Below are 13454 nucleotides of genomic sequence, written 5' to 3' on the forward strand. Positions count from 1 at the left end.
AGCGTTCAGCACAAACAAAAAGAGCGACCAAATGGTCGCTCTTTTTTATGACTTCAAATCGTATTAACCACGATGAATCGAGTCATGTGCTTGTTTTAGAAGACTTTGGCTCTCTTGCAAGAACTGCTGCGAGTAGTCGCCAAACCAATCACTGACTTGATTAAAGCTATCAACGAATTTAGCTTTATCTTTCCCATCCAAGATTTCCAATGCTTCACCGAAACGACTATGGAAACGTCGAATCATCTCAATGTTCTCATCTGAAGAAAGAATGATATCACCGTACAAGTTCGGGTCTTGAGCAAACAGACGACCAACCATCGCAATCTCAAGTCGGTAGATTGGCGAGCTTAACTTCAAAAGTTGATCAATGTTCGGGTTCTCTTTACTTAGGTGCAAGCCGTAAGCAAAAGAAGTGAAGTGACGAAGAGCTTGAATCAGAGTCATGCCGTGATCGTGTTCCGCAGCATCCATCTGGCAAAGGCTCGCGCCCCAAATACCAAATTGATTCAGCAACCATTGGTAGCTTTCAGAGCCACGCCCATCACTGTAAACAATCACTTGTTTCGCAAGGCTTGGAACATCAGGACCAAACATTGGGTGTAATCCAACCACAGGGCCTTGGTGCATGTCTAACATAGCTTGTAGAGGCTTTGATTTTATCGACGTCAAATCACACAGAATACAATCGCTTGGTAGGTTACCCAACTTCGCAATCACACCTTCTGTCAGGTGAATTGGAACCGTTACAACCACAAGGCCAGCATTATCTAAGATCTCATCGGCTTTGTCCCAATCTTGGCTGCCAAGGATTTTCACTTCGTAACCAGAAAGCTTGAACATACGTCCAAACAGACCACCAAGCTGACCATTACCACCAACGATAACCACTGAACGTAACTCTGGGTTAAGGCACTTAAAACCAGAATCTTTTTCACTGGCATAAGACTCACGCATCGTACGACGTAAAATATCTTCGATTAACTGCGGTGGTACTCCTATTTTCTCGGCTTCTTGACGACGAGATGCCAACATCGCGGCTTCACGTTCCGGTACATAAATAGGTAAACCATGTTCACTTTTTACTTCACCGACTTTCTCCACTAGAGCCAGTCGTTGAGCCAGTAAATCCAACATTTGTTTATCGACAGCATCGATTTGGTCGCGTAATTCGTTCAGTTCAACGGCCATTTTATTCCTTACTCATCTATAAGCCCGTGCCAATCTAAAAGCCCGCACTGATGCAGGTTCGTTAGCAACAGATCTTAAAATGCCCCATTAGATGAGGCACTTAAATTTAAACTCTGACTAACCTTTCAAGCGGTTCTCTAAGAACGGGACTAATTCCGTATGTGCATGTTTCAATAGTGCCTCAGTTGAATCCCAATTGATACACGCGTCGGTAATAGATACACCGTATTTCATCTCATTGAGAGGTATATCTGAAGATTGGTTTCCTTCGTTAATATGGCTCTCAATCATCAGGCCGATAATCGACTTATTACCTTCACGAATCTGATGGATGACATCTTCAGCCACCAGCGGTTGACGACGGAAATCTTTACGAGAGTTCGCATGACTACAGTCGACCATTAGTGCCGCCTCTAAGCCAGATTTACCCAGCTCTTGCTCACATTCGTGTACCGATACTGAATCGTAGTTCGTCTGCTTACCGCCACGTAAAATTACGTGACCATTTGGGTTACCTTGCGTCGTTAGTAGTGCGACTTGACCTTCACGGCTGATACCCATGAAACGGTGGCTAGAAGAAGCCGCCTGCATTGCATTGATTGCAGTACCTAGATTGCCATCCGTACCATTCTTAAAGCCGATTGGCATTGAAAGACCACTCGCCATTTCACGGTGGGTTTGTGATTCAGTCGTACGAGCGCCGATTGCAGCCCAGCTGAATGTATCTGCTAGGTATTGCGGACTGATTGGATCTAGCGCTTCCGTCGCTAGTGGGATTTCCATCTCAGCAAGTTCAACAAGTAACTCACGACCAACATGTAAACCATGCTCAATATCGAAAGTACCATCTAGGTGAGGGTCATTGATCAAGCCTTTCCAACCAACAGTAGTACGAGGCTTCTCAAAGTAAACACGCATTACAATATACAGTTGATCGCTAAGCTGCTCAGATAAAGCTTTTAAGCGTTTCGCGTACTCTTTCGCCGCTTCAACATCATGGATAGAACATGGGCCACATACCACAAGCATGCGATGATCTTTCTTATGAATAATGTCTGCAATAGTTTGACGAGACTCTTGAATGAAACGACGAGCATTATCACTCAAAGGCAGTTTTGCTTTTAACTCCTCTGGAGTAATCAGTACCTGTTCGTCGATAATATTGACATTGCTTAATTCACTTTTCTGCATAACTCAACCTGTATATTTATTTTTACACCCAATATTTCCATTTGGGCTAACAATCTTTAAAAACACAATAACAGCTACAAAAACGATTGCAAGTGTAAACAATAAAAAACATTTAGTGTAAATTAAAATTTACACGCCATCTTTAATTCACTCTAATACACAAACCAGTTTAAACCGCGGCCCACACATACAAAAAAGGCGATATTTCTCATATCGCCTTCTTCAAACTTATAGAGTGTTTATTTATCACCCAGCGTTTAACATTCGCTTAATTTGCTCTGAAGCCTTTTTCCATCGACTATCCGAGTGAAGCGTCGATAAATCAAAGCTGTGCTTTTTAAGCAATGAGTTGGCTAAAGGCACCACTTGAATCGCTAAGTGATCAAGAGCCTCAATTTGTGCATCTCGCTTATTACACATCAACACCATGTCACACCCCGCATTCAGAGCAGCCTTCGCTCTATCGGCTGGCCCACCCATAATCGCAGCACCTTCCATAGTTAGGTCATCAGAGAACACCAAGCCTTTAAATCCAAGCTGTTGCTTCAATACTTTCTGCAACCAATACTCAGAGCCACTCGCTGGCTGATCATCATAGTGCGAAAAAACCACGTGCGCAGGCATCATCGCATCTAATATTCCAGCTTCAATTTGAGCCTTGAAAATGGCCATGTCAGTTTCAAAGATGTCGTCTCTAGGATCGTAAGGCGTTTCAAGGTGCGAATCAGCAATCACGCCACCGTGTCCTGGAAAGTGCTTTCCTGTTGTCGCCATTCCAACCGATTTCATGCCTTTAATAAAAGCACTGCTGTGGCGAACGATGGTATCAATATCTTCACCAAACGCTCGGCTACCAATCGCTTTACAGTCATGGCCTTTGTCTAAAACAGGCGCAAAGCTCAGATCGATATCATGGGCAATCAATTCCGCCGCCATCAACCAACCGGCTTGTTCTGCTAACTGCTCACCATTATTCTTAGTCGCGAATTCTTGAGCGGCAGGGATAATTGAAAAGCCATCGCGAAAGCGCTGAACTCGGCCACCTTCTTGGTCAACGCCAATCAAAATAGGACGTTTCGCTACCTTGCGGATCTCTTTATTTAACGCCGAAAGCTGTTTGCTATCGTGGTAGTTTCGAGCGAATAAAATGAGACCACCAACGGTTGGGTGCTCTAAAATTTCTCTGTCTTCAGCTGTCAGTTCGTAGCCCGCGACATCTACCCACAACGGTCCCATATTTATCCCTTATTAAACCTAATTTCATAAACTTCCCGAGATTATTCTCTTTAAATTTGCTTTACAATGTTTTTAAACCAATCTTTGGAAGACTTTAAGAATGCAGTGCAAGAGCTTAGGAATGGATCGTAAAGAACTGTATATCGGTGTGATGTCGGGAACGAGTATGGACGGTGTTGATACCGCCTTAGTGTCGATTGAAGATTCGCGCATCACATTGCTCGCTCATGATGAGTTCCCAATGCCTGATGATCTCAAAGCGCGTCTGCTTGAAGTTTGTATTGGTCAGAAAACGAATTTGATTGCGATTGGCGAACTAGACCACCAACTTGGTCATCTATTTGCTGATGCTGTTCTGCAACTTCTCGATAAGTCAGGTACGCCTGCATCTTCTGTGACTGCGATTGGGAACCATGGCCAAACAGTATTCCACCAGCCAACCGGTACTTCGCCATTTACCATGCAGTTGGGTGACGCTAATATCATTGCCGCTAAAACACAGATTCAAACTGTTGCCGACTTCAGACGCAAAGACATGGCGCTTGGCGGACAAGGTGCGCCATTAGTCCCCGCGTTTCACCATACGATTTTTCACCCGCGAGACAGCTCGGTTGTAGTCTTGAATATTGGTGGTATCTCGAATATTTCAGTACTGCGCCCGAATCAGCCTACTCTTGGTTATGATACAGGCCCCGGCAATATGTTGATGGACGCTTGGGTAGATAAACACACGGGCGATAAGTTTGACCGTGATGCGCTGTTCGCTTTAAAAGGCCAACTAAATCAAGCTTTACTCGAACAGCTGTTGAACGAATCTTATCTATCTCAAATGCCACCGAAAAGTACCGGTAGAGAACTATTCAACCTACCTTGGCTAGAGCAACAATTAACAGAATTTAAAGATCTTGCAGTAGAAGATGTTCAGCGCACGCTTTGTGAATACACCGCATTGACGATAGCCAATGAAGTGGAGACTTATCGCTTGGGTAACCAGCCTGCAGTGTATGTGTGTGGCGGTGGTACACGAAATCCATTGTTGATGAAGAGACTGTCTGAACTGCTTCCAAGTTGGGAGGTTGACTCAACCACCAGTAAAGGCGTGGATGCCGATTACATGGAAGCGATGGCTTTTGCATGGCTTGCTCAGCGTCATGTTCATCAACTGCAAAGCAACTTACCAGAAGTGACTGGCGCAAGCAGAGCGGCCTCTCTAGGCGTTCTCTATCGTGCTGACTAAACAACTTTAGAACCATCATTTTAGAATCACCATTTAAGGACCATTATGAGTAACGACGCTCTCATATCAGCGCTCTCGCACCTCGTTTCGGAGGGGAGAAACCCTGACACTATGGATATTGATCTGCTCACCTCTCTCGAAGTGGTTGAAAAGATTAACCAACAAGACAAGCAAGTCCCGCTGGCGATTGAAGCGGAACTGCCACAGATCGCGAAAGCGGTCGATAAAATTGCTCATGCCTTTCAAAACGGTGGTCGACTGATTTATATGGGCGCAGGCACCAGTGGTCGATTAGGTGTGTTAGACGCCTCAGAATGCCCACCGACTTTCGGTGTTTCGGACAAAATGGTTATCGGCTTAATTGCAGGCGGACCAGAGGCGATTTTAAAAGCCAAAGAAGGTGCAGAAGACTCGCTAACTCTCGGTATTGAAGATCTGAAAGCGATTCAGTTTTCAGAAAATGATGTCGTGGTAGGTATTGCTGCGAGCGGTCGCACACCTTACGTGATTGGTGCACTCAACTATGCCAATCAGCTTGGCGCAGTAACGGTTGCATTGTCTTGTAACCCTGATTCTCCAATTGCTGAAATCGCTCAAATCGCAATTAGCCCGGTGGTTGGCCCAGAAGCATTGACTGGTTCAACACGACTCAAATCAGGTACAGCACAAAAGCTGGTGCTTAATATGCTGACCACTGCCAGCATGATTCGCATTGGTAAGAGCTACCAGAACTTGATGGTCGACGTAAAAGCGACCAATGAGAAGTTGGTTGCCCGCGCAGCTCGTATCGTAATCCAAGCAACGGAGTGTGACAAAGCCCTTGCAGTTTCGACACTTAAAACCACCGATTATGATGTGAAATTGTCTATTTTGATGATTCTAACAGGGCTAGATTTAGAACTGGCCAAGGCTCAACTTGATCAACAAAATGGCTTCTTGAGAAAAGCAGTCGAGAATAATCAGTAATCTAGATTCTGTTGTGAGCGTTACTCTCGCTACAAAAAAAAGACCAGTACACATACGGCACTGGTCTTTTTAATTTCTAATCGCTAGCTTGAGCTTAGTAGTCGTTAGAAAACTCATCCCAGCCGCGCTGCCATTCCATACGGAAACGTTGAGCGTCTTCCGTACCTGAACAAACGCCTTCATAAACCTGGCCAGATAAACCAATTTGATAAGCATGGTTTGGGTTGCAGTATTCAGTCACACCTAGGTGGTAACCTTCTGTGTAACTCGCTTGATCGACTGCGCCAAGCTCAGTCATCTCTGAATACGAACGCTGAGTGTGCCCTTTAATACCATCACGATAGCCAATCTCTTGCCAATTGCCTTCGGCCGCTAAATCTTGAACATTGGCGCTGCATCCTGCAAGGCTAAATGCCACGGCGAATAGTGCTATTATTTTTTTCATTTCAATCCTTTATATTGTAACTTCACCACTTCCTGACGAAGCGCTGCCTTTGTGGCGATTCTCCGCTGAACACGTACTGATGTCCACTCATTGTCTGTTATTGTCCTCTTAAGCAAGAGAACAAACCGCTCAATCAGTTATAACACCACTTAATTAGCTATTCGACCACTCACTCTCATAGCGGAAGTTTCTTCTCATACACTCCTTTAATATACACCCTGACTTAATTAATACATTCAGGGATAACAAATTATGATGTGGTTTCTTACCTGTGTTGCAGCACTCATTGGTGGCTACTTTATTTACGGTGCCTTTATCGAGAAGATTTTCGGTATCAATGAAAAGCGTCAAACACCCGCTCACACCAAGCAAGACGGCGTGGACTTCGTTCCAATGTCGACGCCAAAGGTTTACCTAGTTCAACTGCTTAACATTGCAGGTGTAGGTCCAATCTTCGGCCCTATCATGGGTGCCCTTTACGGCCCAGCAGCAATGCTTTGGATCGTGCTAGGTTGTATCTTCGCAGGTGCCGTACACGACTACTTCTCAGGTATGTTATCTATCCGCAATGGTGGTGCTTCGGTTCCAACTATCACTGGACGCTACCTAGGCAATGGCGCAAAACACTTTATGAACATCTTTGCCATTGTTCTACTGCTTCTTGTTGGTGTGGTATTCGTTTCTGCTCCAGCAGGTATGATCACTAACCTAGTGAACGACCAAACTGATTTCGTAATGTCTACGAGCACCATGGTTGTTATCATCTTTGCTTACTACATCATCGCAACGATTGTCCCTGTCGATAAAATCATTGGTCGCTTCTACCCACTGTTCGGTGCACTGCTTATCTTTATGTCTGTTGGCCTAATCACTGCGATTGGTCTATCTGACGAGCACCAAATCATGGGTGGCTTCGAGATGAAAGACATGTTCACTAACATGAACCCTAACGATCTACCGCTTTGGCCTGCTCTATTTATCACCATCGCTTGTGGTGCTATCTCTGGCTTCCACGCAACTCAGTCTCCACTAATGGCGCGTTGCATGGAAAACGAGAAAAACGGCCGCTTCGTATTCTACGGTGCAATGATTGGTGAAGGCATCATCGCTCTAATCTGGTGTGCGCTTGCTCTGTCATTCTTCGGTTCAGTTGAATCTCTATCTGACGCGATTGCAAACGGCGGCCCTGGTAACGTGGTATACAGCGCTTCATTTGGCCTACTGGGTGTATTTGGCGGTATCCTTGCTTTCCTTGGCGTGGTTATCCTGCCTATCACTTCTGGTGATACAGCGTTCCGTTCAAGTCGTCTTATCCTTGCTGAATACTTCAACATGGAACAGAAGACACTGCGTAACCGCCTACTGATGGCTCTACCACTGTTCGTTATCGGTGGTATCCTGACTCAAGTAGACTTCGGCATCATCTGGCGCTACTTCGGTTTTGCTAACCAATCAACAGCAGTCATGATGCTATGGACAGCTTCGGCTTACCTACTTCGTCACAATAAACTGCACTGGGTAACAACGGTTCCAGCTGTGTTCATGACATCTGTGTGTATCACATTCATCCTGAACAACAGCCAACTGGGCTTTGGTCTACCAATGCAGCTTTCAACCATCATCGGCGTGGTGAGTGCATTCGGAATTGCGGCTTACGTTATCAAAATTTCAAAAGGCAAAGGCGATATCGACCTTGCTGATGAAGAAGAAAAAGAAGCAAAAGGCGTCACCAAAACCGCCTAGTTCTTTCAGACTCTTGAGAACAAGAGACACGTCTTCATAGAGAGACAAAAGAACAAGCCAAACACACTTCGCTTGCTCCCGTAATCACCCAGTGATTCGTGGAAATTAAGACTAAAGCCCGTCCTCTGTGATGGGCTTTACTGTATCTCAGCATTGAGAAGCAATCGTCACTGGATATAACCAACGAAAACACAAGCAAAGCTACCGTTACCACGCAATGAGCTTTACACTTAACCAGCGTCTCAATAGGTGAAAATATGGAACTCATTCTCTCTCTGCTGCAACAAACCTGTGTCTACTTAGTGATTGCTTACATGCTAAGTAAAACTCCATTGATTCTCCCTTTGTTGAGCATCTCTTCACGCTTAAGTCATAAGATAAGCTGCTACGTTCTGTTTTCCCTGTTTTGTATTATGGGCACCTATTTTGGACTGCAGATTAATGACGCCATCGCCAACACTCGTGCGATGGGTGCCGTTATGGGTGGTCTATTTGGCGGCCCTGTCGTTGGCTTTGCGGTCGGCTTTACTGGCGGTATTCACCGTTACTCATTAGGTGGTTTCACTGACCTCGCTTGTGCTATTTCAACCACTGCTGAAGGCTTAATTGGCGGCCTACTGCACGTTTACCTAGTGAGAAAGAACAAAGCCAGCCAGCTGTTTAATCCATTGGTGGTTTTCTCGGTAACCCTGTTTGCAGAGATTATTCAGATGCTAATTCTGTTAGCGGTCGCGAAACCGTTTGAGCAATCCTACGCTCTAGTATCCGATATTGCCGCGCCAATGATCATCGCCAACTCTGTGGGTGCAGCGCTGTTCATGAGCATCATCCAAGACAGGAAAACCATCTTCGAAAAATACTCTGCGACCTTCTCACGTCGCGCATTAACCATCGCCGAACGTTCGGTTGGTATTCTGCATGGTGGGTTTAATTCCGATAACGCACAAAAAATCGTGCGGATCATTTACGAAGAGACCAACGTTGGTGCGGTGGCGATCACCGACCGAGAAAAAATCCTCGCGTTCATCGGCATTGGTGATGAACACCATATTCCGAACACGCCGATTTCATCGCAAAGCACGCTCACCTCGATGGAACAGAACGACATCATCTACCTTGATGGCAAAGAGAACCCATACCAATGTTCCTTGTCGCAGGATTGTAAATTGGGTTCTGCGTTGATTATTCCATTGCGCGCGGGTAACGAAGTAGTCGGTACCATCAAATTGTATGAGCCAAAACTGAAACTATTCTCGACCATCAACATGTCGATGGGTGAGGGTATCGCTCAGCTATTATCGAGCCAGATCCTCTTTAGCAACTATCAGCAGCAGCAAACGCTACTGACACAAGCGGAAATCAAACTGCTGCACGCTCAAGTGAATCCGCACTTCTTGTTCAATGCGCTTAATACTATCAGCGCAGTAACACGCCGTGACCCAGATAAAGCTCGAGAGTTAATTCAGCACCTGTCTCACTTCTTTAGAAGCAATCTAAAGCAGAACATCAACACCGTGAAGCTCAAAGACGAACTGGCACACGTCAACGCTTACCTGACCATAGAGAAAGCACGCTTTACCGATCGACTAGAAGTGGAATGGGATATCGACCCGCAGTTATATGAATCTCAATTGCCGAGCTTTACCCTGCAACCGCTGGTAGAAAACGCCATCAAACATGGGATATCTAATATGTTGGAAGGCGGTAAAGTGAAGATCTATAGCGAGGCTTTCGAGGGTGGATTCAAGTTAATCGTTGAAGACAATGCTGGTAATTATCAGAAGCCATCCCAAGATCACGTTGGATTAGGTATGGAGATTGTTGATAAACGACTCACTAATTTCTTTGGACAAGATTCAGCACTAAAAATAGAATCTCAACCACAGCAATTTACTCGAATGAGCTTTATCATACCTATACTGAAATAAAGGCATTTTCGGAGACGAATCACTCCGAGTTGAAACATTTAGAAGCCGACATTTAAAAGAAAAGCGTGAAACAAGCAGGGATAGAACCAAAATGAAGATTGTAGGATGTTAAAGGCATTCGTTGTCGATGATGAGCTTTTTGCTCGCGAAGAGCTGATTGAACTACTGACTGAAACCGGACAAGTAGAAATCATTGGCCAAGCGAGTAACGCGATCGAAGGACTGAAACAGATCAATCTGCTCAAGCCTGATGTGGTGTATTTGGATATCCAAATGCCGCAGGTTACCGGAATTGAACTGTTAAGCATGCTTGATCCAGACACCATGCCCTACGTGGTATTCGTCACCGCCTACGACCAATATGCGATTCAAGCATTTGAAGACAATGCCTTTGATTACCTACTCAAGCCGGTTGAACCTTGTCGATTAAACAAGAGTGTTTGTCGTCTGAATAAGGTCATCAAGCTGAACCAGAAAGCGCCAGAACAAGATATATCTGCGATTGCTCCGTGCCGTTTAGAACAGATCCCATGTATCGGCCATAACCGCATTGTGATCATGGCGAGCCAAACGGTCGAGTGCGCTTATTCGGATATCAGTGGTGTGCATGTTCGTAGCTCCTCACAAACGGCGACCTCACAGTTGACGCTAAAGATCTTGGAAGAAAAGACCGATTTGATCCGCTGTCATCGACAGTATTTGATCAATATAAAATCGATCCAAGAGATCAAACTGTTAGAGAATGGATTAGCGGAGATCATCACACTGACCGGCTTTGAAGTACCTGTCAGTCGTCGTTACTTAAAGGCTTTAAAGGAGCAACTCGGTCTCCAGTAACCCCATAAGTTTCGACTTTTTTCCAAAATACGATCAAAAAAGCCAACGCATCAACGTTGGCTTCCTGCTGTTTACAAATCAATAGTGTTTGCAAATCGATACTGTTTGCGAATCGATAAAGTTACGAATCGATCTTGTCGCCAATCTATAGAGATTAGTCGACTTGCTTAATCTGCAGCTCTTTCGGTACTTCGAAGAACATGTTCTCTTCACGACCTTGAATCTCTTCAACCTCGGTAGCACCCAGCTCACGAATACGATCTAAGATTTGGTTTACCAACTCTTCAGGAGCAGAAGCACCGGCTGTTACACCGATTTTCTTTTTCCCTTCAACCCATTCAGTTTGAATGTCTTCAGGGCAGTCGGTTAGATAACCTGGCGTGCCTAGCTTCTCAGCCAGCTCTTTTAAACGAGTTGAGTTCGATGAGTTCTTAGAACCAACAACTATCACGACATCAACATCACCGGCCATCTCACGAATTGCGTCTTGACGGTTTTGTGTTGCGTAGCAAATATCATCTTTACGTGGCCCTTGGATCTCAGGGAACACGCGGCGTAACTCTTCAATCACATCCGCCGTTTCATCAACTGACAAAGTGGTTTGGCTAACATAATGCAGGTTACTTGGATCATTCACCACGAGGTTCTGTACATCCTCTGGTCTTTCAACCAAATACATACCACCAGTTTGGCTAGCGTACTGACCCATGGTGCCTTCAACCTCAGGGTGACCTGCGTGACCAATCAGAACCACTTCCATATGCTTGCGGCTCGCACGAGCAACTTCCATATGGACTTTGGTTACCAATGGGCATGTTGCATCAAATACCGTGAGTTCACGCTCTTTCGCTTCTTTACGAACAGCTTGAGAAACACCGTGAGCAGAGAAGATCACGATATTGTCGTCTGGCACTTCACTCAGTTCTTCGACAAAAATAGCACCACGCTGCTTGAGCCCCTCTACAACAAAGCGGTTGTGCACCACTTCATGGCGAACATAGATCGGTGGCTGATACATTTCTAGTGCGCGCTCTACGATGCTGATCGCACGATCGACACCGGCACAAAAGCCACGAGGGTTAGCTAACATTATTTTCATTTCATTGCTCATCATTTACCGCGGTACTAAGGTTGTTTCTATAGAGTTCGCTGTCAGCGAGGTTCGCATTCTACAGTGAAGCGCCTAGACAGTGAAGCTCTGGGTTGCATCACACCTGTAAGGCGATATTATTCTACTGTTAAGATAGTGATTAACCGCTAAGATAGCTACTCCACCGTTAAGACAGTTAGTCCACAGCTAAGATGTTAACGTCAAACGTAACGTCTTGGCCTGCTAATGGATGATTAAAATCAACCGTCACTGAATCACCCGCGATCTCAGTGATAATACCTGGAATTTCCATACCATCAGGACCAGAGAAAGCCATAATAGTGCCAACCTCGACTTCAGAATCGCCAACAAACTTAGCACGATCCATATGATGAATATGATCTGGATTTGGCATACCAAACGCGTCTTCCGCCTTCAATTCGATAGACTTTTCAGTCCCCGTTTCAAGGCCAATCAGGCACAGTTCAAAGTTCTCACTTAGGCTGCCATCACCCATCACGAACTTTGCAGGCTTACCCATATTTTCGGTGCTATCGGCAACTGAACCATCCTTCATTTTAATCGTAAAATGTAGAGTTACTGCTGAATCATTTTTAATTGCTGCCACGTTACTTTCCTTAGATTTCTTTATTATTTGAGAATGCATTTTGCTTCGCTCTCATATCATATCAATCACAGTAAGTAAGTACTCAGACATAGTTCAGGGAAAAGGCTTGAGAACAAGGCAGAGTTTTTCGATAAGTAGTTATTCTACAATCAAAAATTCTAACGAAGTTATCGAGGCTTTTAGCAAACTAGGGAGAGTAGTTATTTACTACGATTGATATTAATTGCAGCATAAAAAAAAGCGCCGTCGGAATCAACCGACAGCGCTTAGGGCTATCCTATTCTGTGAGTCATAGGCTGACTTTAGGACAATCTATTACAAAGCGATTTGCTTGATACTCATTAATGTCTGAGTAGTCTATTGGCTTTCATCTTTCTTACGGAAACCATCTAAGATGATCATCGCGGCGCCGATACAGATTCCCATATCCGCTAGGTTAAATGCAGGCCAGTGGTAAGTACCCCAATAGAAGTCTAAGTAATCGACGACAAAGCCATGTACAACACGGTCGAACACGTTACCAACAGCGCCACCAATGATGATCGCATAAGCAATGTTGTTCCACTTATCTGTTGCTGGTAGCTTGCTCATCCAGTACGTCAGCATCCCCGTTACTGCAAATGCGATACCAGTAAATAACCAGCGCTGCCAACCACTTTGATCACTCAAGAAGCTAAATGCTGCACCGTAGTTATGCACGTACAAAAAGTTAAAGAATGGCAACACCTCAATACGGTTTGCCCAGCCATAACCCATGTTGTCCATAACAAAAAGTTTGATACCGATATCAGCAAGGAAGACCAGTAGAGCCAACCATAACCAACGCACACCAGATTGTTTTAACGAAACTTCACTCATTTCTATTCCTAGTATTTACGAATTTGGTATTCACTGTTACTCAATTTAAGTGACCTTGATTACCAAACTTGGCTAAACACATTTCCTATAATTAAAAATAACCC

12 protein-coding genes are annotated in these 13454 nt (G+C 44.8%); 5 read left to right on the plus strand and 7 right to left on the minus strand.

The features are described 5' to 3' along the window. Window positions 1-63: 63 nt before the first annotated feature. The 3 genes from tyrA to nagZ all read right to left on the minus strand — a co-directional run bounded on the left by tyrA (window position 64) and on the right by nagZ (window position 3618). A complete protein-coding gene (tyrA, locus tag ACED59_RS09320) occupies window positions 64-1191 on the minus strand; it encodes a bifunctional chorismate mutase/prephenate dehydrogenase (protein ID WP_017098357.1) in 1128 nt (375 codons plus the stop codon). A 117-nt stretch (window positions 1192-1308) separates the two neighbouring features. Beyond that, on the minus strand, window positions 1309-2382 hold the full coding sequence (locus ACED59_RS09325) for a 3-deoxy-7-phosphoheptulonate synthase (protein WP_017098356.1): 1074 nt from the start codon (window positions 2380-2382) through the stop codon (window positions 1309-1311). Between the two features lie 246 nt (window positions 2383-2628). Continuing rightward, entirely contained in the window at window positions 2629-3618 is a 990-nt protein-coding gene (gene nagZ / locus ACED59_RS09330) for a beta-N-acetylhexosaminidase (protein ID WP_017098355.1), read from the minus strand. A 121-nt stretch (window positions 3619-3739) separates the two neighbouring features. Between nagZ and ACED59_RS09335 the strand changes: the two genes are divergently transcribed. After that, on the plus strand, window positions 3740-4855 hold the full coding sequence (locus tag ACED59_RS09335) for an anhydro-N-acetylmuramic acid kinase (RefSeq protein ID WP_029223989.1): 1116 nt from the start codon (window positions 3740-3742) through the stop codon (window positions 4853-4855). A gap of 45 nt (window positions 4856-4900) precedes the next feature. After that, entirely contained in the window at window positions 4901-5821 is a 921-nt protein-coding gene (gene murQ, locus ACED59_RS09340; protein ID WP_017098353.1) for an N-acetylmuramic acid 6-phosphate etherase, read from the plus strand. A 94-nt stretch (window positions 5822-5915) separates the two neighbouring features. Here murQ and ACED59_RS09345 read toward each other — a convergent pair whose 3' ends face one another. Continuing rightward, entirely contained in the window at window positions 5916-6266 is a 351-nt protein-coding gene (locus ACED59_RS09345; RefSeq protein WP_017098352.1) for a DUF2799 domain-containing protein, read from the minus strand. Window positions 6267-6518: 252 nt separating this feature from the next. On the opposite strand from ACED59_RS09345, the gene ACED59_RS09350 reads away from it, so the two are divergent. The 3 genes from ACED59_RS09350 (at window position 6519) to btsR (ending at window position 10774) form a co-directional block, all read left to right on the plus strand. Then, entirely contained in the window at window positions 6519-8009 is a 1491-nt protein-coding gene (locus tag ACED59_RS09350) for a carbon starvation protein A (protein ID WP_017077728.1), read from the plus strand. A 257-nt stretch (window positions 8010-8266) separates the two neighbouring features. Next, window positions 8267-9937, plus strand: a complete 1671-nt coding sequence (locus tag ACED59_RS09355) for a sensor histidine kinase (protein WP_017098351.1) — start codon at window positions 8267-8269, stop codon at window positions 9935-9937. A 105-nt stretch (window positions 9938-10042) separates the two neighbouring features. After that, window positions 10043-10774, plus strand: coding sequence for a two-component system response regulator BtsR (gene btsR / locus ACED59_RS09360; RefSeq protein ID WP_017098350.1), 732 nt, complete (start codon window positions 10043-10045; stop codon window positions 10772-10774). 154 nt (window positions 10775-10928) lie between these two features. Here the strand turns inward: btsR and ispH are convergent, their stop codons facing one another. From ispH to lspA, 3 genes are all read right to left on the minus strand, one after another. Beyond that, the gene (gene ispH, locus ACED59_RS09365) at window positions 10929-11885 is read right to left on the minus strand and encodes a 4-hydroxy-3-methylbut-2-enyl diphosphate reductase (protein WP_012603278.1); all 957 of its coding nucleotides are present in this window, start codon (window positions 11883-11885) and stop codon (window positions 10929-10931) included. A gap of 175 nt (window positions 11886-12060) precedes the next feature. Further along, on the minus strand, window positions 12061-12492 hold the full coding sequence (gene fkpB, locus ACED59_RS09370; protein WP_017098349.1) for an FKBP-type peptidyl-prolyl cis-trans isomerase: 432 nt from the start codon (window positions 12490-12492) through the stop codon (window positions 12061-12063). A gap of 357 nt (window positions 12493-12849) precedes the next feature. Continuing rightward, window positions 12850-13350 carry a signal peptidase II gene (lspA, locus tag ACED59_RS09375; RefSeq protein WP_009848445.1) on the minus strand — a complete coding sequence of 167 codons (501 nt, stop codon included), beginning with the start codon at window positions 13348-13350 and terminating at the stop codon, window positions 12850-12852. Between the last annotated feature and the right edge of the window lie 104 nt (window positions 13351-13454).

It is taken from the genome of Vibrio sp. FF266, assembly GCF_041439695.1.
Lineage (GTDB): Bacteria > Pseudomonadota > Gammaproteobacteria > Enterobacterales > Vibrionaceae > Vibrio > Vibrio tasmaniensis_A.

Coding starts and splice junctions, on each gene's coding strand:
- lspA (WP_009848445.1), bottom strand. CDS start 13,350: ATGAGTGAAGTTTCGTTAAAACAATCTGGTGTGCGTTGGTTATGGTTG.
- ACED59_RS09350 (WP_017077728.1), top strand. CDS start 6,519: ATGATGTGGTTTCTTACCTGTGTTGCAGCACTCATTGGTGGCTACTTT.
- ACED59_RS09345 (WP_017098352.1), bottom strand. CDS start 6,266: ATGAAAAAAATAATAGCACTATTCGCCGTGGCATTTAGCCTTGCAGGA.
- ispH (WP_012603278.1), bottom strand. CDS start 11,885: ATGAGCAATGAAATGAAAATAATGTTAGCTAACCCTCGTGGCTTTTGT.
- ACED59_RS09355 (WP_017098351.1), top strand. CDS start 8,267: ATGGAACTCATTCTCTCTCTGCTGCAACAAACCTGTGTCTACTTAGTG.
- nagZ (WP_017098355.1), bottom strand. CDS start 3,618: ATGGGACCGTTGTGGGTAGATGTCGCGGGCTACGAACTGACAGCTGAA.
- tyrA (WP_017098357.1), bottom strand. CDS start 1,191: ATGGCCGTTGAACTGAACGAATTACGCGACCAAATCGATGCTGTCGAT.
- ACED59_RS09325 (WP_017098356.1), bottom strand. CDS start 2,382: ATGCAGAAAAGTGAATTAAGCAATGTCAATATTATCGACGAACAGGTA.
- ACED59_RS09335 (WP_029223989.1), top strand. CDS start 3,740: ATGGATCGTAAAGAACTGTATATCGGTGTGATGTCGGGAACGAGTATG.
- btsR (WP_017098350.1), top strand. CDS start 10,043: ATGTTAAAGGCATTCGTTGTCGATGATGAGCTTTTTGCTCGCGAAGAG.
- murQ (WP_017098353.1), top strand. CDS start 4,901: ATGAGTAACGACGCTCTCATATCAGCGCTCTCGCACCTCGTTTCGGAG.